The organism is Streptomyces sp. NPDC006365 (assembly GCF_042870755.1).
GTDB classification, from domain to species: Bacteria; Actinomycetota; Actinomycetes; order Streptomycetales; family Streptomycetaceae; genus Streptomyces; species Streptomyces xiangluensis.
This window is the reverse complement of the sequence record NZ_JBIAHS010000002.1, coordinates 13,477-35,543: the sequence shown is the minus strand read 5'-3', so window position 1 is coordinate 35,543 and position 22,067 is coordinate 13,477. Positions and strand designations below refer to the sequence as shown.

Below are 22,067 nucleotides of genomic sequence, written 5' to 3'. Positions count from 1 at the left end.
GTAGAGATCGTCACCGTCCACGCCCCCGAATCCGTGCGGTCGTCCACCTCGAGCCGTACGCCCTCCCCCGGCACCGTGAAGCTCTCCCCGAGCCCGACCGGGGCGTCCGCGAGCGGTGGATAGACCGAGTCCTCCCAGCAGGCGGCGGTGCCGGGGTGTGCGTCGAGGACCTCGACCGGTCCGCCTCCGGACACGGTCTCGCTGCGTACGCGATAGACGAGCACCCCCTGTGAACAGACCGCCCCGTCGTTCCCGACGGGCCCTCGCGCCTCGAAGGCGATCACGCTGTCCCGCCCGGTGCGCACCACCGCCAGCTTGGTCCCACCCCCCAGTCCGAACCCGAGACCGTCCGATGCCAGGTCACTCGACCCCAGCCCACCCGATCCCAGTTCCCCGGAAGGGAACCCCGGCCCGCCCCTCAGCCGTCTCCCCCTGAACTCGGAATCGAAAGCCTCCACCCCTTCCGCACCCCCAGCCTCCCCGGCCACTGCCGGACCGCCCGCCCCCAAGGGCTCCAACGTCATCCGCGTCCCCTCGCCGCCCGCCGACTGCACACACGACACCTGTCTCGGCTCCAGCCAGCCGAGCTTCCACTTGTGCCAGCCGAAGAGATCCGGTGCGAGCCCGAACTGGCTGCCCATGAGGTCCCAGTCGCCTACATAGGTGTCCCAGTCCCCCTTGTCGTCGGCCGGCCGGTGGTAGAGGTCGGGAAGGTCGAAGACATGGCCCGTCTCGTGGGCCAGGACCAGCCGGTCCGGCGGATGCTGCTCGAAGACGGTGACGACACGGCGGATGTCCGTGCCGTCGGCCCGTAGCGGCGCCTCGAGGTTGACCACCTTCGTCGCGTCCGAGTTGACGCCGGGGGCGTCCGGGTCGGCGACGAAGTAGACGACGTCGTAGCGCGAGAAGTCGACCCGAGGGTCGGACGCGGCGAGGGCGTCGCGCACATACGCCGAACGGCGCGCCGAGTTCCAGTCGCGCTTTATGGCGTACGCCGTGGAGGCGCGCGGCATCGGGAGCCATTCGCGGAGCGGATGTGGGCGCAGCTCGAACTTGCCGTAGGAGGCGCGTTCGAAGAAGCGGCTGGTGGCCGGGAAGTGGTCGGCCGTCAGTTCGGTGGGTGTGGTCTGTGGGACGGAGTCGGGGAAGGAAAGGAAGATCATCACGGCGTCGAGGCGGCGGTCGGGGCGCGGATAGGCGGCGTTCCAGGTGTCGAGGCCCTCGGAGTGGTGGGCATCGGTCCGCTTCAGGGCGCAGGGCGTCGAGGGGGGTACGGCGTTCGAGGAGCCCGCCGCCAGGGAGGTGGCGGCGAGCGCCGTCATGGAGGTGAGAAGTGCCGCGGGACCATGCCAACGAGGTCGTGCCCCGCCACGGGTGAGCCCCTTGAGGGGGAACAGACGCGGCACTTCGACCTCCGGTGCGGAATTCGGGATACCACACCCAGCTTGTACGCATTTGTTACCTGACACCCTGTTTGTCTGCACCAGAAGGGTGAGAGTGTCGGCATCCCGACGAGCACGTCACGGGAGCAAGGACACCTCGAGCACTCACGGAACGTCACAAGCGATCGGCCACTGAAGGAACCTGTCCACGTGCGGGCAGAAACGATCTGTCAGAAGAGCCGGTTAATTGGGGAGACTGAGGAGTAGCTGGAAGGCGTTCGGGCCAGCCTCTATGATCGGCACACTTTCCTGCGCGGACACGGCTAGAGCGGCCGTCCTCCACCGGCCGACCACCCGACGAGACCTGTACGAGTAACGAGTGCACAGCGGGAGCGAACGGTGAGCGGAATGTCCGATGGGCCGGTGCCTGCGGCAGACCTCGTCCGGCCGACCGTCACAACGAGTGACAGTCAGCCGCTTTCTCACGAGAAGACGACCCCACGCGTCGACACTCACACCACATGCGTCGACACGCGTACCACACGTACCGAACCGGTGACATCACGCGCCGAGGCAGAGCCTCCACGCGCCCCCACCGAAAACCATCAGACCGACGAGCTCGAAGACCGCACGTTCCGGGCCGCCTTCGACGCGGCCCCCGTGGCCATGGCCGTCGTCGACCGCGAGGGCCTGGTCGTCACGGCCAACGACGCGCTGGCCGCGCTGCTCGGCGCCGGCCCGGACGGTCTGGCGGGCCGGGTCGCCGCCGATCTGGTGGACCTCGCCTCCGACGCCCGCACCTGGCACGCGTACCGCGAGGTGCTCCGCGGCCGGCAGGCCAGACTGCGCTGCACCCGACGACTCAAACACCCCGACGGGCACTCTCTTTGGGCCCAGGTGACGGTCTCTCCGCTGCCCGAGGAGGAGCAGGCCGTACTGGTCTCGGTCTGTGACATCAGCGCCCGCCGTGAACTCCAGGCGCGCCTACGGCACTTGCAGATGCACGACCCGGTGACGCGGCTGCCCAACCGCACCCTGTTCTTCGAGCGCCTGTCGGCCGCGCTGGAGGCAGAGGCGTACGAGGAGTCCGGCACCGGCCGGATCGGGCTGTGCTACCTGGACCTTGACGGCTTCAAGGCGGTCAACGACACGCTCGGCCACCGCATCGGCGACCGGCTGCTCGCGGCCGTCGCCGAGCGGCTGACGCGCTGCGCGGACGAGGCCGGGCACGCGCGAGCGGCCAAGCCGCTGGTCGCCCGGCTCGGCGGCGACGAGTTCGCGCTGCTGGTCGAGGACTCGACGGGTACGGAGCAACTGGCGGAGCTCGCCAAGTCCGTACTCACGGCCCTTCAGGCGCCCTTCGACATCTCCGGGCAACGGCTGTCGGTCTCGGCCTCGATCGGGGTCGTCGAGCGGCACGCGGCCGACACCACCGCGACGGGTCTGATGCAGGCCGCCGATACGACGCTGTACTGGGCGAAGGCCGACGGAAAGTCCCGCTGGACGCTCTTCGACCCGGAGCGCAACGCCCACCGCATGACGCGTCAGGCCCTCGCCTCCACCCTCCGGCCCGCCATCGAGAAGGGTGAGTTCGCCCTGGAGTACCAGCCGTTGGTGGGCATGGAGGACGGCGGTGTGCGGGGGGTCGAGGCGCTGGTGCGCTGGAACCATCCTCAGTTCGGCACACTGACGCCGAATCGGTTCATCGGACTGGCTGAAGAAGACGGTTCGATCGTGCAGTTGGGGCGCTGGGTGCTGGCCGCCGCCTGTCGGCAGGCACGCCGCTGGCAGTTGGACCACCCGGATGTGCCGCCGGTCTTCGTCAGCGTGAACGTGGCCGTGCGTCAGGTCTGGGACTCGGATCTGGTGGCGGATGTCGCGGCGATCCTCACGGAGACCGGACTCGCCCCGCATCTCCTCCAGTTGGAGCTCACCGAGTCGGCCGTGATGGGCTCGGCGGGCCGCCCGCTGCAGGCCCTGCAAGCGCTCAGCGACATGGGCGTACGCATCGCCATCGACGACTTCGGCACCGGGTACTCCAACCTCGCCTACCTCAGCCGCCTACCGGTCTCCGTGCTGAAGCTCGACGGCTCGTTCGTGCGGGGCTTCCAGTACGAGGAAGCCGGCGACCGCGCGAACCCCGCCGACGAGGTCATCGTCGAGGCCCTCATCGAACTCGCCCACCGGCTGGGCCTGACGGTCACCGCCGAGTGCGTGGAGACCGCCGGGCAGGCCTCCCGGCTGCGGCGTATCGGCTGCGACACCGGCCAGGGGTGGCTGTACTCCCGGCCGGTGGCGGCGGATCGTATCTCCGCACTTTTGACTGGGGTGGTGGACTGTCCTCAGACCTGAGCCGTCCGAGTCTGCGGCAACTCGTAGGCGTCGGCGATCAGTTCGTACGAGCGCAGGCGTACGTCTCCGCTGTGGGCGTGGCTGGTGAGCATCAACTCGTCCGCGCCCGTGCGCTTTTGGAGGTCGTCGAGACCGGTGCGGACCTGGTCCGCGGTGCCGTGGACGACATTGGAGTTCCAGTCGTCGATGAACTCCCGCTCCATGGGGCTGAATTCGTACGCCTCCGCCTCCTCGGGGGTGGGGACGAGTCCCGGACGGCCGGTGCGCAGGCGGATCATGTTCAGTGCGGCGGCCATGACCTGGCGGCGGGCCTCCGCCTCGTCGTCCGTGGCGAGGGCGGAGACGGCGATGAGGGCGTACGGGGCGTCGAGGACTTCGGAGGGTGTGAACGACTCCCGGTAGAGGTCGAGGGCCGGGATCGTGTTCCGCGCCGAGAAGTGGTGCGCGAAGGCGAACGGAAGGCCGAGGGCACCGGCGAGGCGGGCGCTGAAGCCGGAGGAGCCGAGGAGCCAGACGGGTGGGCGGTGCGGGTCCTGCACGCCACCCGGGGATGTGGACTGGATGGGGCCCGGGACCGCGTGGATACGGGCGTAGGGGTGGCCGTCCGGGAAGTCGTCGTCCAGGAAGCGGGTGAGCTCCGCGAGTTGCTGGGGGAAGTCGTCCGCGCCCTCGTTGAGCCGGTCGGTGCGGCGGAGGGCCGCGGCCGTTGCGCCGTCCGTGCCGGGGGCTCGGCCGAGGCCCAGGTCGATGCGGCCCGGCGCCATGGCCTCTAGGGTGCCGAACTGTTCCGCTATGACGAGGGGGGCGTGGTTGGGCAGCATCACTCCGCCCGAGCCGAGGCGTATCCGGTCCGTGTGGGCGGCGAGGTGGGCGAGGATCACGGCGGGAGAGGTCGAGGCGACGCCCGGCATGGAGTGGTGCTCGGCGACCCAGTAACGGTGGAATCCGCGGCTCTCTGCGAGACGTACCAGCCCGACGCTGGTGCGCAGGGCGTCGGTGGCGGTGTGGCCCGCGCCCACGGTTGCCAGGTCCAGCACGGAGAGCGGCACCTGTGCGGTGCCTGCCGTGTCGCCTCGTATCTCGTCTGCCGCCACGGGGTGCCTCCTGCTGGGTACGTACGACGTCGGGTCCGCGCGTACCTAACGGAAGGCTGTCTCCGGTTATTCCGTTCGGTTCAGTGCCCGGGCACGTACCCCCGCCGCTTGTCCACCACGTTCGGCAGCGGCTCCCCCGCCTCCCACAGTTCGTACAACTCCACGAACTGCGCGCCGAGTTCGTCCCGCCATCCGATGGTGTCGCCGCTCATGTGCGGCGAGACGATCAGCCCGGGGAGCTCCCACAGGGGGCTCTCGGAGGTGAGGGGCTCGTGCTCGAAGACGTCGAGCGCCGCCCCTGCGATCCAGTGCTTCGACAGAGCGTCCGCGAGCGCGTTCTCGTCCACGAGCTGTCCGCGCCCGACGTTGATGAAGCGCGCCGACGGCTGCATCAGGCCGAAGCGCCGCGCGTCGAACATTCCGTGGGTCTCGTCGGTGAGCGGTGCCGCGGACACCACCCAGTCCGCGCGCGCCATGAGCCGGTCCAGATCGTCCGGGCCGTGGACGCCGGTGCGTGGCGTCCGTCCCACCAGGGCCGTTTTGACGCCGAGGGCCTTCAGGGTCTGCTCGATCGCCCGCCCGATCGGCCCCGAACCCACCACGCACGCGCGCGTGCCCGCGACCCGCTGCGACTCACGGTGCCGCCACTCGCGCGCCCGCTGGAGTTCCCACGTACGCGGCAGATCCTTGGCCATGGCGAGGACGAGCGCGGCCACGTACTCGGCGATCGGCTGGTCGAAGACGCCGCGGGCGTTCGTCACCACCGTGTCGGACGCGGCGAGCTCCGGGCACATCAGGTGGTCCACGCCCGCGCTCGCCGTGTGCACCCAGCGGGGCCGCGGGCCCTCGCCTGGCCAGGCGCGCCGCACGGCGTGCGAGGTGAAGTTCCACACAAGCAGGACGTCCGCGGCCGGCAGCAGCGAGGCCAGCGTCGCCTCGTCGGCGTACTCGATCCGGACTCGTCCAGCGAGTCTGCCGAGCCGGGGCGACGGGTCAACGTCCAGTACCAGAAGGGTCGTTTTTTCGGCCTGGTGCGCGGGGTCGGGAGCGGTCATCGGGGAGAAACCGTTTCGCAATGAGGGTCCGCTTCTCTTGAGTCGGACGCACTGACGGGGCAACTGCGGGAGCCGTCTGAGATGCGCGGATTGACCACGCTCGCACCGGAACCTACCTTCGTCAACATGGACCCGTAAGCGGTCCGCTTTCCTATCCCGACGTCCCGGCATGCGCCGGCTTGTGTCCCCCGGCCCACGGGCCGGTTCTTCACCACTAGCTCGACTTGACTTGAGTTTGGGGCCTGCTCATGGACGTCTCGTTCCTTGGTGGACCGCACCCACAGCGGGGTGTGGGCATCGTCGCTCCCTTCGACTTCGCCCTCGATCGGGAGCTGTGGCGCTGGGTACCGGACGAGGTCTCTCTGCATCTGACCCGCACCCCTTTTGTGCCCGTCGAGGTCAGCCTCGACCTCGCGCGACTGGTCAGTGAGCATGAGACGCTCGGAGAGGCGGTGCGCGCGCTGAACGCCGTGCATCCCGAGGTCGTCGCGTACGCCTGCACGTCGGGCAGTTTCGTCGGCGGTATCGCGGGCGAGCGGGCGATGTGCGAGGCGATGACGCGGGCCGGGGAGGTGCAGTCGCTGACCACGTCCGGTGCCCTGCTGGAAGCCCTCCAGGAGCTGGGCGCCCGCCGGATCGCCCTGGTCACGCCCTACACCGTGTCCGTGACCCAGGCTCTGGAGGAGTACCTCGCCGAGGCCGGTATCGAGATCATCGGCACCTCCTCTCTCGGCCTGACCCGGCACATCTGGAAGGTTCCCTACCGCGACGTCGTCGGCATGGCCCGCGAGGCGGTGCGCGGGGCCGCGGACGCGCTGTTCATCAGCTGCACCAACCTCCCCACGTACGACGTGATCCCGCAGCTGGAGGCCGAGCTGCGGATTCCCGTCATCTCGGCCAACCAGGTGACGATGTGGGCCGCACTGCGTCACCTGGGTACGCGAGCGGTGGGGCCCTATCAGGCGCTGATCGACCAATCGGCGCGCCAGCGTCCGGTGACGCCGGAAGCACTGCCGGAGTCACTGCCGGGCGCAATGCCGGGCGCAATGCCGGGCGCAATGCCGGGATCAGTGCCTGAAACGCAGGGGCCCGCACTGCCGGAAGAACAGGAAGGTTGGGCATGACGGCACTCGGATTCCTCTACCCGGGCTACTCGGCCGAGGACGACTACCCGCGCATCGAGCTGCTCCTGGGCAGCGACATCCGCCTCACGCTCGTCCACACGGACATCGGCGAGGACGCCCACCGCGAGGACGCGCTGCTGGAGATGGGCTCGGCGGCCCGGCTCGCGGCCGGCGTCGAGGAGCTGCGGCTGTCCGGCGCGGAGGCGGTGGTGTGGGCGTGCACGTCCGGCAGCTTCGTGTACGGCTGGGAGGGCGCCCATGAGCAGGTCCGCGCCCTCGCCCGCACGGCCGGCCTGCCCGCCTCCTCCACGTCCTTCGCCTTCGTCCACGCGATCCGTGAGCTGGGGGCGCGACGGGTCGCGATCGCGGCGACGTATCCGGAGGATGTGGCCGCGATGTTCTCCGCGTTCCTCAAGGACGCGGGGATCGAGGTGGTCTCCGTCCGTGGCAGCGGCATCATCACGGCGGCGGAGGTCGGAACGTGGGGCGCCGACGAGGTCCTCACCATGGCCCGCTCGGGCGACCACCCGGACGCGGACGCCGTCCTCCTCCCGGACACCGCCCTGCACACGGCCTCCCACCTCCCCGCTCTGGAGAAGACCCTGGCCAAGCCGGCCCTCACCGCGAACCAGGTCACGGTGTGGGAGGCCCTGCGATTGGCTGACCGCCGGGTGAACGCGCCGGAGCTGGGGATGCTGTTCACAAGGGAGCCAATTGTGCAGGTGTGACCCTAGGAGTGGTGGATGACCGAGCTCACCGAGCTGACCGCGCTGCAACTCGTCGACGGATACCGCAAGGGCGAATTCAGTCCCGTGGACGTGGTGCGAGCCGCGCTCCAACGGGCCGAGGAGATCCAGCCCTCCGTGAACGCCTTCGTACGCCTCACCGGTGACGAGGCGCTCGCGCGGGCGCGGGAGTCGGCAGAGCGCTGGCGGCGCGGTGAGCCGGCCGGTCTGGTGGACGGGGTGCCGGTCACGGTGAAGGACATCCTCCTCATGCGCGGCGGGCCGAGCCTGAAGGGCTCCAACACCGTGCGTGTGGAGGGGCGTTGGGACGAGGACGCGCCCTCCGTGGCCCGGCTGCGCGAGCACGGCGCCGTCTTCCTGGGCAAGACGACGACGCCGGAGTTCGGGTGGAAGGGCGTCACGGACTCACCACAGTCCGGGGTGACGCGGAATCCGTACGACGTGTCGCGTACGTCGGGCGGTTCGAGCGGCGGGAGTGCGGCGGCCGTGGCCATGGGCGCGGGCCCGCTGTCCCTCGGTACGGACGGCGGCGGCAGCGTCCGTATCCCCGCCGCGTTCTGCGGGATCTTCGCACTGAAGCCGACGTACGGGCGGGTGCCGCTGTATCCGGCGAGCGCGTTCGGGACGCTCGCGCATGTCGGGCCGATGACGCGGGACGCCGCCGACGCGGCCCTCATGCTGGATGTGATCAGCGGTACGGACGCCCGCGACTGGTCCGCGCTCGAGCCGCCGGCCGGGCGGTTCACGGACGCGCTGGACGGCGGCGTACGGGGACTGCGGGTCGCGTACTCGCCCTCCCTGGGTGGACAGGTTCCCGTACGCCCCGGTGTCGCGGCGGCCGTGCGGCGGGGCGTGGAGGGTCTTGCCTCCCTCGGCGCGTACGTCGAGGAGGCCGACCCCGATTTCACCGAGCCCGTGGAGGCTTTCCACACCCTGTGGTTCAGCGGGGCCGCCCGGGTGACGCAGAATCTCGGTCCGCACCAGCGGGAGCTGCTGGATCCCGGGCTGCGGGAGATCTGCGACCAGGGCGCCCGCTACAGCGCGCTCGACTATCTGGCCGCGGTGGACGTACGGATGGACCTGGGCCGGAGGATGGGCCTCTTCCACGAGTCGTACGACCTGCTGGTCACGCCGACGCTGCCGATCACCGCGTTCGAGGCGGGCATGGAGGTGCCGAAAGGCTCGGGGCACCGGCGCTGGACGGGCTGGACCCCGTTCACGTACCCCTTCAACATGTCGCAGCAGCCCGCCGCCAGCGTGCCCGTCGGCGTTGACGGGGACGGGCTTCCGGTGGGTCTGCAGATCGTGGCCGCCCGCCATCGGGACGACCTGGTGCTGCGCGCGGCGCACACGCTGTACGAGGCGGGGGTCGCCCATGTGGCTCCCCCGCCGCGCCGCCCCGCTTAGGGCTGGGGCACTTACGCCCGGCGGAAGCTGAGCGTCTCCCCCAGCGCACCCGCACGCCACAGGTCGTTGCAGGCCTCAGCCATGGCATCCAGGCCCTCGACGACCTGGCCCCAGACGATGCCGGGCACCCAGCCGACGTCGGCGTTGATCAGCAGGTTGTTGCGTTCGTAGAAGAGGGCCAGGTCGATCACCGGAGTGCCGGCCCGGACGCCGGAGGCCCCACCGTAGCCGTACGACTGTGTGCCCAGCTGGGTGCCGGAGAAGGAGAAGTAACACAGGTCGCCGGGGATGGGGGTGACGGTGGGGTTTTCGAGCGGGGGTTCGGTGGGGGCGAAGGCGGGGAGCAGGGTGTAGATCTCGTTGCGGGCGTACTTCGCGTGGTAGACGTCGCTGCCGAGCGGGAGCGCGTTCCACACCGCCTCGCAGGTGATGGGGGCGCGGTCGTCGAGGAGCTTTGCGGTGCAGTGGACTCCGCGCTTGGTCAGGGAGACGTCGATGTAACGGTCGGCCATGGTCACACCCGTACCCCGGTGTGGACCTGAATCCACGGGCAGGCCGTGTGCAACGAGTGCCGCGTGTGGGTCAACGCGCGCCCACGACGGGGTCACGACTGGGCCACCACACACAACCAATGCCCATATACGGGGCATTGGGGGATGAGTGGACTCAGTGACCGGGAAGGACTGGCATGACTTCCGTTGGTTCGGGTAGCCGCGCGCCCATGGCTCGACCACACGCAAACCGATCAGGAACCGACAACGGATCCCACAGAGGTCTCAGCCGCCGCTCACTGCTCACCGGAGCGGTGGCGCTGGGCGCTGCGGGAAGTCTCGGGGTGGCCGGCTGCAGCCGCGTCCCCGACGAAGGGAAGGTGCTCGGAGGCAGCCTGCTGGACACCCTGAAGGGTCAGGGTTCGGTGAAAATCGGCATCGCCAGCGAGCCGCCGTTCGGTTATGTGGGAGACGACGGACAGGCCACCGGAGAAGCGCCCGCTATTGCCAAGGTTATCTTCGAGCGGCTCGGCATCGGCGAGATCAAGCCAGTGCCGGTGGACTTCGGCGCCCTCATTCCCGGACTGAAGGCACGACAGTTCGATGTGGTGTCCGCCGGGATGTACATCAATCCCCCCCGATGCGAGCAGGTGCTCTTCTCCGACCCGGACTATCTGATGCTGGACGCCTTCATCGTCAAGAAGGGCAATCCGCACGGCATCAAGAGATATGAGGACATCAAGGCGAAGGGTCTCAAGCTCGCCTCGGGCAAGGCCTACGCCCAGATCGACTCCGCCAAGGCCGCGGGCATCGGCAACATTCTGATCCTGCCGGACCAGGTCGCCGGCCTCGACGCGGTGGCCCAGGGGCGGGTCGACGCCTTCGCCGGTACCCGCATCACGGTCAGCGACGCGGTGAAGGGATCCAACCGGGCCGACGCGACCGAGCCCTTCCAGCCCGAAATTGACGGAAAGCCCGTCTATGGCGCGGGCGGATTCGCCTTCCGGCTGTCCGAGCAGAACTTCCGTGACGCGTTCAACGAGGAACTGCTCAAGCTCAAGGAGAACAACTACAAGGAGCTTCTCGAGATCGTCAGCCCCTTCGGTTTCGGTATGGCCGAGATGACCGACCTCACCGCGAAGGAGCTGTGCGCCGGATGATGAGCTCGGAGTTCTTCACCACATGGTTCCTGCCGGGTGTCTGGATCACCATCCAGGTGACGGTGTACGCGGCTGCTCTCGGCGCGGTGATCGCGTTCGGGATCGGTCTTGCACGCGATTCACAGTTCTGGATCGTGCGTTTTCTCGCCGGGGTCTATTTCGAGATCTTCCGTGGGATGTCGGCCCTGGTGCTGATGTTCTGGATGTTCTTCGCTCTGCCCTTCTTCGGCTGGCAGCTGGTGCCCATGTGGGCCGGCGTCAGTGCGCTCGGCCTCACCTACGGCGCCTACGGTTCCGAGGTCGTCCGCGGTTCCCTGGCCGCCGTCTCCCCGGCGCAGAAGGAGGCGGGCATCGCGCTCAACTTCACCCGCTGGCAGCGGCTGCGGCTGATCGAGATGCCGCAGGCCTGGCCCGAGATGGTGCCGCCGTTCAACAACCTGCTGATCGAGCTGCTGAAGGGCACCGCCCTGGTCTCCGTCATCACGGTGGCCGACATGACCTTCGCCGGCAATCTGCTCCGGCTGGGCACCAATGAGACGACCCCGATCTACACGCTGCTGCTGGTCCTGTACTTCGTACTCGCCTTCCTCATCACCCGCGGTATGCGGCTGGTGGAGCGCAAGGCGAAGGCAGGGATCGGGCAGCAGCCGGAGAAGCGGGGCGGGATCACCGCGAAGCTCAGCGCCCGCGGCGAGACCCTGCAGGCCGGTTCGGGTTCCGCGGGAGGTATGGGATGAACTGGGACTGGCAAGTCGTGGACGACTTCATGCCGCGGTTCTGGGACGGCGTGCTGGTCACGCTGCAGGCCCTGGCCATCGGCACCCTGATCGCCTTCGCCCTGGGCCTCGTGTGGGCGATGGCGCAGCGCTCCACGCTGATGTGGGTGCGCTGGCCGGTCATCGCGGTCACGGAGTTCATCCGCAACACTCCGCTGCTGGTGCAGCTGTTCTTCCTGTTCTACGTGGTGCCCAACTTCGGCCCCTCCATGTCGCCGCTCACCACCGGCATCGTCGGCCTCGGGCTGCACTACTCCACGTACACCGCTGAGGTCTACCGCGCCGGTATCGACGGCGTACCCGTCGGCCAGTGGGAGGCGGCCACGGCGCTGAGCCTGTCCAAGGGCCGTACGTGGCGCGCGGTGATCCTTCCGCAGGCGATCCGCCGCGTCGTCCCGCCGCTGGGCAACTACGTCGTCGCCATGCTCAAGGACTCCCCGATGATCGCGACCATCGGCGCCTTCGACATGCTCGGCGAGGCCCAGGCCTTCAGCAACGAGACCTTCACCACGGAGGCTCTCACCGTCGTGGGTGTGGCGTTCATCGTCATCGCCTACCCCGCTTCCCTCTTGATCCGAGCCCTGGAGCGACGCCTTGTCCGCTGACACCCCTTTGCAGAAAGAGCCCGAGAGCAGTGAGAACCCGCCGGTGGACGGCAGCGAGCTGATCCGCTTCGACAAGGTCACCAAGCGCTTCGGCAGCAACGTCGTGCTCGACAACCTTGACTTCTCGGTGGACTCCGGCAAGCACGTCACACTGATCGGCCCGTCCGGCTCCGGCAAGACGACGATCCTGCGCCTGCTGATGACCCTGGCCAAGCCCGACGAGGGCACGATCAAGGTCAACGGCGACTACCTCACCCACGAGGAGAAGAACGGCAAGCTCGTCCCTGCGGGCGAGAAGCACATCCGCGAGGTCCGCAAGAACATCGGGATGGTCTTCCAGCAGTTCAACCTCTTCCCGAACATGAAGGTGCTGCGCAACCTCACCGAGGCGCCGGTCACCGTGCTCGGCATGTCCAAGGAGGCGGCCGAGGAACGGGCCCGCGATCTCCTCGAACTGGTCGGGCTGACCGAGCACATCGACAAGTACCCGACCCAGCTCTCCGGCGGCCAGCAGCAGCGCGTCGCGATCGCGCGGGCCCTGGCGATGCGGCCGAAGGTGCTGCTCCTGGACGAGGTCACCTCGGCCCTCGACCCCGAGCTGGTCGCGGGCGTCCTGGACGTGCTGCGGGACATCGCCCGCACCACCGACATCACGATGCTCTGCGTGACCCACGAGATGAACTTCGCCCGGGACATCTCGGACGCGGTGCTGATGTTCGACTCGGGCCGCGTCCTGGAGTCCGGCCCGCCGGAGAAGATCTTCGGCGACCCGGAGCACGAGCGGACGCGGGAGTTTCTGAGCGCGGTCCTGTAAGCGAAACCGATGAAGTCCGGTGCAGCCCCGCGCCCCTTCAGGGGCGCGGGGCTGTGACATATGCGGATCCGCCGCGCGGGCGCGACCTTCCGGTGATGACGAGACGTGACAACGGCGATATCCGAGGTCGGGCCCCCGTGACTTGACTGCGGCATATGCCAGAGTGATGCGTTCCTGCTGAGAGCACCGGAACGCGCCACCCTTCTCGTCAACAGCCGCTCCCTATCAGCCCTTTGGCGGCTATCGTGGAAGCAGCTCTCCACCCGAGAACGGCCAAGCAGCGCAGGGGGAAACCGTGGCGCTCAAGCACGAGCCGACCGCGCCGTACCACTCGGCCCAGGACGCTCTGCGCGTACTGGAGACCGTGGCACGGCAGACCGGCGGTATCACCGACACCGAGCTCGCCCGCACGACCGGCCTCGGCAAGGAGCGACTGACCACGCTCCTGCGGATGCTGCGCCGCGAGGGATACGTCGAGCAGATCACCGACGGTGCGTACGTCACCGGTGCCGCCCTGGGCAGGCTGTCCTCGGCGCACGGCCGCGACCAGGCGCTGCGCGAGCAGGTCCAGCGCAACCTCGACCGGCTGCGCGACTCGGTGGGCGCCGCCGTCTACATCAGCCGTTACGTCGACGGCGAGGTCCATGTCACCCAGTGCGCCGACAGCCCGAGCACACCCGCGGTGAACGAGTGGGTGGACTTCCGGCGCTCCGCCCACGCCAGCGCGATCGGCAAGAGCCTGCTCGGCCAGCTCGATGTGAACGCGCGCCGCGACCACCTGGCCCGCCACAAGATGGCCCGCCTCACCTCGCGCACCATCACCAGCGAGCGGGTCCTGCTGTCCCGGCTCGACGCCCAGGCGGCCACCGTGCCGGTCCTCGACCTCCAGGAGTACGCGGTCGGCACGGTGTGCGCGGCGGTCCCCATCACGGCCGGCTCCGCCGTGGGCTGCCTGGCCTTGTCCCTCCCGGTCGCGCACGCGCACCGGCTGCGGGCGGCGGCGGACACACTGAACCGGGGCGCGGCACCCGTACTGCTGTCCCTCGCGATCTGAGCCCCCCGGGGCCGCTCAGACGGTGGTCACAAGCACCCCCGCAGACCAGGTACTATTTTCTCCGTCGCCGACCGCAGCAAGCGGGAGGCGGGAGTCATGCGCCGCTAGCTCAGTTGGTTAGAGCAGCTGACTCTTAATCAGCGGGTCCGGGGTTCGAGTCCCTGGCGGCGCACAGTGCGAAGGCCCTCCACATGAGTGGGGGGCCTTCGGTCATGTCTGACGGTCATGTCCGACCCTCATGCCGGGAGGCCGCCGGGATGCTCAGAACGTGACGTCCGAGCAGGCGTAGAACGCGTTGCCCGTGTCGGCGATCGTCCACACCGCGAGGATCACGTGGTGCCCGCTCTTGCCAGACGGCAGGGTGCCGCTGTGGGAGAGCGTCGCCGGCGGCTGACCGCTGTAGGGGACGGTCAGGAACGGGGTGGTGTCCAGAGCGGCCCGGGTGAGCGGGGCGTTCTGGTTCCACCCGTTCCTGGTGACGTAGTACCGGAAGTCGGTCGTCGAGTGCCGCGCGGTGAACTGCCAGCGGAAGGTATGGCTCTGCCCGCCGGTGACCTTGGTCGTCGGCCAGGCTCCGCCGGACGGGGTCCTCGGCTGGTCGAGCGCGCCGAAGTTCCCATGGCCCGCGGAACAGATCCGCCCGTCCGCGGGTCCGGCCGACGGGAAGCCCTTGGGGCCCTCGACGCTCTGGGGCTCCCACTGGATGGCACCGCAGTTGGTCACGGTGCCGTTCGCGCAGAGTTTCTGCCGGCTGATGGGGAGGTCGGTGTAGCCGTGACCGCTCGCGCCGCCGGTGGAGAGCACGAACGCTCCCGTGGTGGCGAGGCCGACCACGACCGCGGACCACTTGGTCCTCTTCTCGATCTTCTTGCCGATGCTTTTGCGCATGCTGCCGCTCCTGGAGAACGTGGGGGATTTCCGTGAGCTGTGCGTGCGCATCGCGATGCGTGGAGCGATGATTCAGGTCTAGACCAAGTTCAGATTATTGCGACCCCTTGAACATGTCCATACCAATCACGGAAACGTCCATACCAATCGTCGAAACGATCCGATGGCACCGGTCCCGCGACTTCTCCACCAGCTCCCCGTTCGGGTCATCGTTCGTCGCGACCCAGTTCCGCGCCTGCTCCTCACTCCGCCCGCCCGCCAACTGCCGCTCCACCAGCCGGGTCTGGCGGACATCGCCGGGCGCCTCCACATACCAGCACTCCCGCATGAGCCCGTACGCCTCGCGCCAGCCCGGCAGATCGCAGGCCAGGTAGTTCCCCTCAGTGACGATCAGCCGGGCGGCGGGCGGCACCACGTGGCGTGCGGCGATGGGCTCGTCGATGGTGCGGTCGTAGTCCGGTACGTAGATGTCGGCGCCGGTGTCCTCCAGTACCCGGCGCAGCAGCGCGACGTATCCCCGCACGTCGAAGCTGGGTTCCGAGCCCTTGCGAGAGGTCAGGCCGAGCCGTTCCAACTGGCGGTTGGAGAGGTGGAATCCGTCGAGGGGAAGATAGGCGGCCCGCTCGCCCAGGTGCGCGACCAGGGCGCGGGCGAGGGTGGACTTCCCGGCGCCGGGCGGGCCCGCGAGGCCCAGTACGGCGCGCGGCAGGCCGGCGGTCAGGTGCCAGGCGTCGGCGGCGAGGCCGGCGAGTGCGGGGCGGTCAGCGATCTCCATGCCCTGTATGGAACGTCACCGCCCGGCCTTTCACCAGAGCGTGCCGGTCGTACATCCGAGCCCTGAGCAGGTCCGGCGAAGTCCGATGCGGTTCGGCAGCGCCCCAAAGGGGCGCGGGGCTGTATCGATATGCGGCTCCGCCGCGCGGGCGCGACCAGCCACGACGGACCCACAGATGACGCACCGGACTTCCAGCGGAGCGCTCAGTCACTTCCAGCGGAGCGCTCAGTCGCGATCCTGGGCCTCCAGCGCCGCGAGCCGCCGCCGTTGTATCACCGCGGCGACTTCAGGCGCGTACTCGGTCCGGACCGGCTGTACGGAGAACACCTGGAGGCCGGCCGCCGCCGCGTCCGTCGCCACGGAGCGGGTCAGCTTCTCCCTGATGGCCTCGGTGTCGGCCGGGAGCCGGGCGAGTGCCGCCTCCACGCACTCGCGCAGGTACCGCTCGTGGTCCTCGACGCCCAGCGCGGCGCGGGCGGTGTCCTTGACCCGCCAGATCACCAACACGACGACGTGCAGTGCGAGTCCGTTGGTGTCGACGGCGGGCATCGGCTCGCTGCGCCAGTGCCGCAGGCGTACGTCGATCCGGTGCCGCAGCAGCAGCGGGCTCACCCACATCAGCCCGGTACGCCGGACAGTGCCGCGGTAGCGCCCGAAGAGCCCGAGCACCCAGGCGCACCCGGTCCGCCCGCGGGCCAGCCCGCCGAACCCGAAGAGCCCGACCGCCCCGGACGCGGCGAGCGCCGCCCACTGGGGAGCACCGAGTCCGGCACCCGCGTGTGCGGGCAGCCCCGTCAACTCCCGGGCGAGGGACGGCAGTACACCGGCCCACCAGGCCGCCACCAGGCACCCGGCGACCCCGCCGCCCCCGGCCAGCACGCCCACCGCGCCCGGAAGCACCCGCGCCGGCCACTCCACCAGCCCGGGATCGACGACCGGCGAGGGCACCGGCTCGCGTCGCGCCACCCGCGGCTGCTCCCCCGTCCCCCGACGCGGACCAGCCTGTCCGGCCGGCCCGCCCTGACCGGCCTCAACGGGCCGGAACAGCAGGTGTACGGGGATCTCGGTGGTCGCCTCGTTGTGGATCAGTCGCGGCACCCGGGGCCCTTCGGGCCCCTGCTCCGACTCCGAAGTCGTCGTACTCATCGGGCGCCCCCTTCAGATGGAGATGTCCGCGCCTGCGCACATTCGTCAGTTTCTCAACCGTCGCCCGGTGCCGCATGCTGACGGTCCGAACGATGGACGGGCCTGGGGGACTCCTGATGGATCTCCGCGGCGTCGCGACGCATGCCACGGACATCGATCAGGAGCCCCCAGCAGCCGGGGCCCCTCCCGGGCCCACCCGCTACTCTCTCGCCATGGCGCGTGACCTGCAGGAGCGGATCAAGAAGCTCATCATCGACCGTCGGCTGCCCTCGGGGGCCTCGCTGCCGACCGAGCCCGAGCTGATGGAGCTTCTCGGCGCCAGCCGGAACTCCGTGCGCGAGGCGCTGAAGGCCCTCCAGGCGATGGGCATCGTCGAGATCCGGCACGGCTTCGGGACGTATGTGGGCCCGATGTCGATGGCGCCGATGATCGAAGGACTCGCCTTCCGCACGGTCGCCGGGCACTACCGCGGGGAAGACTCCCTGGTCCAGCTGCTCGAACTGCGCGAGGCCCTGGAGACCGGGCTCATCTCGCGGCTCGCGGGCCGTATCCCGGAGGCGGACCTCATTGAACTGGACGCCCTCGTCGACCGTATGGAGAGTCAGGCCGCCGAAGGGACAGGCCTCGCGGAGACCGACCGGGCCTTTCACGCCACGCTGTACCGGGGCCTGGGCAACCTTCTGCTGGGCGAGGTCCTTGAGGCGTTCTGGGACGCCTTCCACCGCGTACGCACGGATCTCGTGGAACCGCCGCAGGATCCGAAGATCACGTGTCGGCAGCATCGGGAGATCCTCGACGCGGTCCGCACGGGTGATGCGCGACGGGCGGAGGACGCAATAAGAGAACACTTTGGTCACATTCGAGCACGGCTGACCGCTACCGCACCGCATGAGACCATCAGTCCTCCTAATTAGCGCGAATGACCGGTAAACACCGCGTTTCGCGTCTTGCGATCATGATGATCGTCGTAGAACCCTGAACCCTGGGCCACAAGAGGCTGCGGTTACCTGGCAGTTGGGGGCCGGGGAAGCGGTTGCACTGGAAGCGGGGAGGAGGGGCCCCGTTCAGAGCCCGATGTCGAGGGGGGCATCATGCAACCGGAGGCCCACCGTTCCATGTCTATAGGGTGTGGATGGTGTGGTGACGGGGGCCTGTTATTGATACGCCTGTGAAAGTCGAGGGGGACCTCAGCAGGCGAACGGAACAAGGAGCACGCGATGCACTGCGTGTGGGGGGATGACTCATGACGTCGACGCCTACCGGCGGCCGGCAGAACTCTGACCCGTCTCAGACGACCCAGCTCAGGGTGCCGTCACAGACGACGACGGGCAGTTTCCGCAGAATCAAGAAGACGCTGCCGAGATACGACTACGAGCACTACAGCAGGCTCGCGGGTCCTCTCACCCAGCCCGATCCGCACAAGCCGTACAAGGTCAAGTACCGCTCGCTGATCTCGCAGGAGCCGCACCGCATCCGGGTCGCCCTGATGCTGATTGCCGCCCCAGTGCTGTCGCTGGTCCTGCTCGCCTGGCTGCTGCAGCCCACACACTGGACCGAACGCGACTACCCGGCCTACGACTTCCTGCCCGCGCTCGACGTCGTCATGCTCGTCTCGATCGGTCTGATCGAGTTCTTCCGCTGTATGAACGTGCTGTCCAACGCGCACGCCACGCTGGTCGCCCGCGACCCGATCCCGGTGGTGCCCGAGACCGGCACCAGAGTGGCCTTCCTCACCTCCTTCGTGCCCGGCAAGGAGCCGCTGGAGATGGTGACGAAGACGCTCGAGGCCGCGGTGAAGATACGTCACCGAGGCCTCATGCACGTCTGGTTGCTGGACGAGGGCGACGACCCCGAGGTCAAGGAAGTCTGCGCGCGCCTCGGTGTGCACCACTTCTCCCGCAAGGGCGTCGCGAAGTGGAACAAGAAGAAGGGCCCGCACCGCGCCAAGACCAAGCACGGCAACTACAACGCCTGGCTGGACGCGCACGGCGACGACTACGACTTCTTCGCCTCGGTCGACACCGACCACGTGCCGCTGCCCAACTACCTGGAGCGGATGCTCGGTTTCTTCCGCGACCCGGACGTCGGCTTCGTCATCGGCCCGCAGGTGTACGGCAACTACGACAACCCCATCACCAAGTCCGCCGAATCGCAGCAGTTCCTGTTCCACGCGCTGATCCAGCGCGCGGGCAACAGGTACGGCTCCCCGATGTTCGTCGGCACGTCAAACGCCGTACGCATCAAGGCGCTCAAGCAGATCGGCGGTCTGTACGACTCGATCACCGAGGACATGGCGACGGGCTTCGAGATCCACCGTCACAAGAACCCGGCGACGGGCAAGAAGTGGCGCTCGGTCTACACCCCCGACGTGCTCGCGGTCGGTGAGGGCCCCAACGCCTGGACGGACTTCTTCACCCAGCAGATGCGCTGGTCGCGAGGGACGTACGAGACGATCCTCAAGCAGTACTGGAAGGGCTGGTACTCGCTTCCGCCGAGCAAGCTCTTCAACTACACGATGATGATCATCTTCTACCCGATGTCGGCCCTCAACTGGATCCTGGCTGCGCTGAGTTGTGCGCTGTTCCTGGGCCTGGGCGCCTCGGGTGTGAACATCGACCCGGCGATCTGGCTGATGCTGTACGGCAACGCCTCGGCGCTGCAGATCGGCCTGTACGTCTGGAACCGCCGCCACAACATCTCTCCGCACGAGCCGGAGGGCTCCGGCGGTGTGGCAGGCATGATCATGTCCGCGCTGTCGGCGCCGCTCTACGCGAAGGCGCTGATCGACTCGATGCTGCGCCGCAAGAGCAAGTTCGTGGTGACCCCCAAGGGTGATTCGGCGAGCCCGGACACCTGGTTCGGGACCTTCCGTTACCACTGGTACTTCATCTTGATCTTCGGCGGTTCGATCAGTGCCGGCTTCTACTACGGCAACGCGCACCCCGCAATGATCATCTGGGCGTCGTTCGCGCTTCTGATCACCGCCTCGCCGATGTTCGCCTGGCGCTATCAGATGCGGCAGGACGCGAAGAAGCCGCCGACAGCGCCGCCGGAGCCGCAGGGCACGGTGACGACACCACAGCCTCTGCCCACCCATCAGCACGCCCCGCACGCACAGCACAAACCGAGCTGGGCGGCGGACGGGGGCAGTGACCAGACCGTGCAAATCGCTCTTGGGGGACGCAAGAAATGAAAGACCGCTCCAGCCGCCACCGCCGCGCCCGGCGCATCGCGATAGGCGCGGCGGTGGTGGTGGCGCTGGCGGGGATGAACGGGCCGGCGCTCTACCGCTTCGGCTCGGCCAAGTATCACGACTACAAGATCAACCAGCCGGAGTACAAGGCCGCGAACGGCAAGTGGGAGATCGTCGAGTTCCCGGAGGAGTACCGGCAGAACACCATCCACGCCGCCCTGCTCCGTACGGGCAAGGTCCTCCTGATCGCGGGCTCGGGGAACAACCAGGACAACTTCGACGCGAAGAAGTTCGACACCCGTATCTGGGACCCGGTCAAGAAGACGATCAAGAAGATCGACACGCCCAAGGACTTGTTCTGCACGGGCCACACCCAGCTCGCCAACGGCAATCTGCTGATCGCGGGCGGCACCAAGCGGTACGAGAAACTCAAGGGTGACGTCACCAAGGCCGGCGGCCTGATGATCGTCCACAACGAGAACCCGGACAAGCCGATCACCATCCCCGCGGGCACCAAGTTCAAGGGCAAGGAGAACGGCAAGACCTTCGTGTCGAAGGACCCGGTCGTCGTCGAACGCGCGAAGAAGACGTTCGACAAGGAGACCGGCAAGTTCACGGGCAACGAGCCGGGCCTCGGCCGTATCTACGTCGAGGCGCAGAAGCGTGGCGCCAAGTACGAGACCGGCACGGAGGACAACTACACGATCCAGGGCCTGAAGGGCGCCGACGCGCGTAACACGTACGGCATCGCGCAGAAGCTGGCCCTCGACAAGAAGGACTTCCAGGGCATCAAGGACGCCTTCGAGTTCGACCCGGTGGCCGAGAAGTACATCAAGGTCGACCCGATGAAGGAAGCCCGCTGGTACCCGACGCTCACCACGCTGTCGGACGGCAAGATCCTCAGCCTCTCCGGCCTGGACGAGATCGGCCAGCTGGTGCCGGGCAAGAACGAGGTCTACGACCCGAAGACCAAGGAGTGGACGTACACCGCGAAGGAGCGCCAGTTCCCGACGTACCCGGCGATCTCCCTGATGCAGAACGGCAAGCTGTTCTACTCGGGCGCGAACGCCGGCTACGGCCCGGACGACATCGGCCGTGACCCGGGCATCTGGGACCTGAAGACGAACAAGTTCGACAAGCTCTCCGGCATGTCCGACCCCAAGCTCCTGGAGACCGCGGGCACGGTGCTGCTGCCGCCCGCGCAGGACGAGAAGTACATGGTGATCGGTGGCGGCGGCGTCGGCGAGTCCAAGCAGTCCAGCAAGAAGACCCGCATCATCGACCTGCTGGCGGACGACCCGAAGTTCGTGGACGGGCCCGAGTTGGACAAGGGCACCCGCTACCCGCAGTACTCGATCCTGCCCGACGACAGCGTGCTGGTGACCGGCGGCTCCGAGGACTACCGCGGGCGCGGCGACTCCAACATCCTCGAGGCCCGGCTCTACGACGCGAAGAGCAACGACATGAAGCGGGTCGCCGACCCGCTCGTGGGCCGCAACTACCACTCGGGCTCGATCCTGCTGCCCGACGGCCGAGTGATGGTCTTCGGCTCGGACTCGCTCTACTCGGACAAGGCAAACACCAAGCCGGGCAAGTTCGAGCAGCGCATCGAGATCTACACGCCGCCGTACCTCTACGGCGACGCGCAGCCCACGCTCTCCGACGGCCCGGAGACCATCAAGCGCGGCGAGTCGGCGACCTTCAAGTCCGAGCACTCCTCGTCCATCAAGACGGCCCGCCTGATCCGGCCGAGCGCCTCGACGCACGTCACCGACATCGACCAGCGGTCCATCGCCCTGGACGTGGAGAAGACGGACGGCGGCATCGAGGTCACCGTCCCGAAGAACCGCAACCTCGTCCAGTCGGGCTGGTACATGCTGTTCGTGACGGACGACCAGGGCACGCCGAGCAAGGCTCAGTGGGTCAAGGTTCCCTGATGCGTTGAGAGTCGGACGTATCGAGAGTTACGTGACTGGGGGCGCCCTCCGCCAAGGAGGGCGCCCCC

At 68.4% G+C, this 22,067-nt stretch carries 19 protein-coding genes and 1 tRNA gene; 13 read left to right on the top strand and 7 right to left on the bottom strand.

The window, feature by feature from the left end; genetic code table 11:
- The coding region (locus tag ACFYO0_RS05370) for a M6 family metalloprotease domain-containing protein (RefSeq protein ID WP_388671015.1) at window positions 1-1,322 on the bottom strand (1,322 nt) is incomplete at its 3' end.
- 459 nt (window positions 1,323-1,781) lie between these two features.
- On the opposite strand from ACFYO0_RS05370, the gene ACFYO0_RS05365 reads away from it, so the two are divergent.
- Complete coding sequence (locus ACFYO0_RS05365) at window positions 1,782-3,734, top strand: putative bifunctional diguanylate cyclase/phosphodiesterase (protein ID WP_388671012.1); 1,953 nt, start codon at window positions 1,782-1,784, stop codon at window positions 3,732-3,734.
- Here the strand turns inward: ACFYO0_RS05365 and ACFYO0_RS05360 are convergent.
- Together ACFYO0_RS05360 and ACFYO0_RS05355 are read right to left on the bottom strand one after the other, a co-directional pair.
- On the bottom strand, window positions 3,725-4,828 hold the full coding sequence (locus ACFYO0_RS05360) for an LLM class flavin-dependent oxidoreductase (protein ID WP_388671009.1): 1,104 nt from the start codon (window positions 4,826-4,828) through the stop codon (window positions 3,725-3,727). The two genes, ACFYO0_RS05365 and ACFYO0_RS05360, sit on opposite strands and share 10 nt — an antisense overlap.
- A gap of 80 nt (window positions 4,829-4,908) precedes the next feature.
- Window positions 4,909-5,883, bottom strand: a complete 975-nt coding sequence (locus ACFYO0_RS05355) for a D-2-hydroxyacid dehydrogenase (protein ID WP_388671006.1) — start codon at window positions 5,881-5,883, stop codon at window positions 4,909-4,911.
- A 248-nt stretch (window positions 5,884-6,131) separates the two neighbouring features.
- Here ACFYO0_RS05355 and ACFYO0_RS05350 point away from each other — a divergent pair, with 248 nt between their 5' ends.
- From ACFYO0_RS05350 to ACFYO0_RS05340, 3 genes are read left to right on the top strand one after another with little or no spacing between them, the layout of a single operon-like run.
- On the top strand, window positions 6,132-7,007 hold the full coding sequence (locus ACFYO0_RS05350; protein WP_388671003.1) for a decarboxylase: 876 nt from the start codon (window positions 6,132-6,134) through the stop codon (window positions 7,005-7,007).
- The gene (locus ACFYO0_RS05345) at window positions 7,004-7,735 is read left to right on the top strand and encodes a decarboxylase (protein WP_388671000.1); all 732 of its coding nucleotides are present in this window, start codon (window positions 7,004-7,006) and stop codon (window positions 7,733-7,735) included. The genes ACFYO0_RS05350 and ACFYO0_RS05345 overlap by 4 nt, the downstream gene beginning before the upstream one ends.
- Window positions 7,736-7,750: 15 nt before the next feature.
- Window positions 7,751-9,160 (top strand): amidase, encoded by a 1,410-nt coding sequence (locus tag ACFYO0_RS05340; RefSeq protein WP_388670997.1) that lies wholly within the window; start codon window positions 7,751-7,753, stop codon window positions 9,158-9,160.
- Between the two features lie 11 nt (window positions 9,161-9,171).
- Here the strand turns inward: ACFYO0_RS05340 and ACFYO0_RS05335 are convergent, their stop codons facing one another.
- Complete coding sequence (locus ACFYO0_RS05335; protein ID WP_388670994.1) at window positions 9,172-9,672, bottom strand: DUF3830 family protein; 501 nt, start codon at window positions 9,670-9,672, stop codon at window positions 9,172-9,174.
- A 209-nt stretch (window positions 9,673-9,881) separates the two neighbouring features.
- On the opposite strand from ACFYO0_RS05335, the gene ehuB reads away from it, so the two are divergent.
- The 6 genes from ehuB to ACFYO0_RS05305 all read left to right on the top strand — a co-directional run bounded on the left by ehuB (window position 9,882) and on the right by ACFYO0_RS05305 (window position 14,232).
- Window positions 9,882-10,811 (top strand): ectoine/hydroxyectoine ABC transporter substrate-binding protein EhuB, encoded by a 930-nt coding sequence (gene ehuB, locus ACFYO0_RS05330; RefSeq protein WP_388670991.1) that lies wholly within the window; start codon window positions 9,882-9,884, stop codon window positions 10,809-10,811.
- Window positions 10,808-11,548, top strand: a complete 741-nt coding sequence (gene ehuC / locus ACFYO0_RS05325) for an ectoine/hydroxyectoine ABC transporter permease subunit EhuC (protein WP_388670988.1) — start codon at window positions 10,808-10,810, stop codon at window positions 11,546-11,548. Before ehuB ends, ehuC begins: the two co-directional genes overlap by 4 nt.
- Window positions 11,545-12,192, top strand: coding sequence for an ectoine/hydroxyectoine ABC transporter permease subunit EhuD (ehuD, locus tag ACFYO0_RS05320; RefSeq protein ID WP_388670985.1), 648 nt, complete (start codon window positions 11,545-11,547; stop codon window positions 12,190-12,192). Before ehuC ends, ehuD begins: the two co-directional genes overlap by 4 nt.
- A gap of 43 nt (window positions 12,193-12,235) precedes the next feature.
- Window positions 12,236-13,006 carry an ectoine/hydroxyectoine ABC transporter ATP-binding protein EhuA gene (gene ehuA, locus ACFYO0_RS05315; protein ID WP_386353495.1) on the top strand — a complete coding sequence of 257 codons (771 nt, stop codon included), beginning with the start codon at window positions 12,236-12,238 and terminating at the stop codon, window positions 13,004-13,006.
- Window positions 13,007-13,301: 295 nt separating this feature from the next.
- The gene (locus tag ACFYO0_RS05310; protein WP_388670982.1) at window positions 13,302-14,060 is read left to right on the top strand and encodes an IclR family transcriptional regulator; all 759 of its coding nucleotides are present in this window, start codon (window positions 13,302-13,304) and stop codon (window positions 14,058-14,060) included.
- Between the two features lie 98 nt (window positions 14,061-14,158).
- A tRNA-Lys gene (locus ACFYO0_RS05305) sits at window positions 14,159-14,232 on the top strand.
- Window positions 14,233-14,321: 89 nt separating this feature from the next.
- On the opposite strand, the gene ACFYO0_RS05300 is transcribed toward ACFYO0_RS05305, so the two are convergent.
- The 3 genes from ACFYO0_RS05300 to ACFYO0_RS05290 all read right to left on the bottom strand — a co-directional run bounded on the left by ACFYO0_RS05300 (window position 14,322) and on the right by ACFYO0_RS05290 (window position 16,869).
- A complete protein-coding gene (locus ACFYO0_RS05300; RefSeq protein ID WP_388672720.1) occupies window positions 14,322-14,924 on the bottom strand; it encodes a lytic polysaccharide monooxygenase in 603 nt (200 codons plus the stop codon).
- A 118-nt stretch (window positions 14,925-15,042) separates the two neighbouring features.
- Window positions 15,043-15,723, bottom strand: a complete 681-nt coding sequence (locus ACFYO0_RS05295) for a nucleoside/nucleotide kinase family protein (protein ID WP_388670979.1) — start codon at window positions 15,721-15,723, stop codon at window positions 15,043-15,045.
- A gap of 225 nt (window positions 15,724-15,948) precedes the next feature.
- Complete coding sequence (locus tag ACFYO0_RS05290) at window positions 15,949-16,869, bottom strand: SPFH domain-containing protein (RefSeq protein ID WP_388670976.1); 921 nt, start codon at window positions 16,867-16,869, stop codon at window positions 15,949-15,951.
- 212 nt (window positions 16,870-17,081) lie between these two features.
- Here ACFYO0_RS05290 and ACFYO0_RS05285 point away from each other — a divergent pair, with 212 nt between their 5' ends.
- The 3 genes from ACFYO0_RS05285 to ACFYO0_RS05275 all read left to right on the top strand — a co-directional run bounded on the left by ACFYO0_RS05285 (window position 17,082) and on the right by ACFYO0_RS05275 (window position 21,999).
- Window positions 17,082-17,783: a FadR/GntR family transcriptional regulator gene (locus ACFYO0_RS05285; RefSeq protein WP_388670973.1), complete on the top strand. Its 702-nt coding sequence runs from the start codon at window positions 17,082-17,084 to the stop codon at window positions 17,781-17,783.
- 329 nt (window positions 17,784-18,112) lie between these two features.
- Window positions 18,113-20,062 (top strand): glycosyltransferase family 2 protein, encoded by a 1,950-nt coding sequence (locus ACFYO0_RS05280; RefSeq protein ID WP_388670970.1) that lies wholly within the window; start codon window positions 18,113-18,115, stop codon window positions 20,060-20,062.
- Window positions 20,059-21,999, top strand: coding sequence for a galactose oxidase-like domain-containing protein (locus tag ACFYO0_RS05275; RefSeq protein WP_388670967.1), 1,941 nt, complete (start codon window positions 20,059-20,061; stop codon window positions 21,997-21,999). Before ACFYO0_RS05280 ends, ACFYO0_RS05275 begins: the two co-directional genes overlap by 4 nt.
- Window positions 22,000-22,067 lie beyond the last annotated feature (68 nt).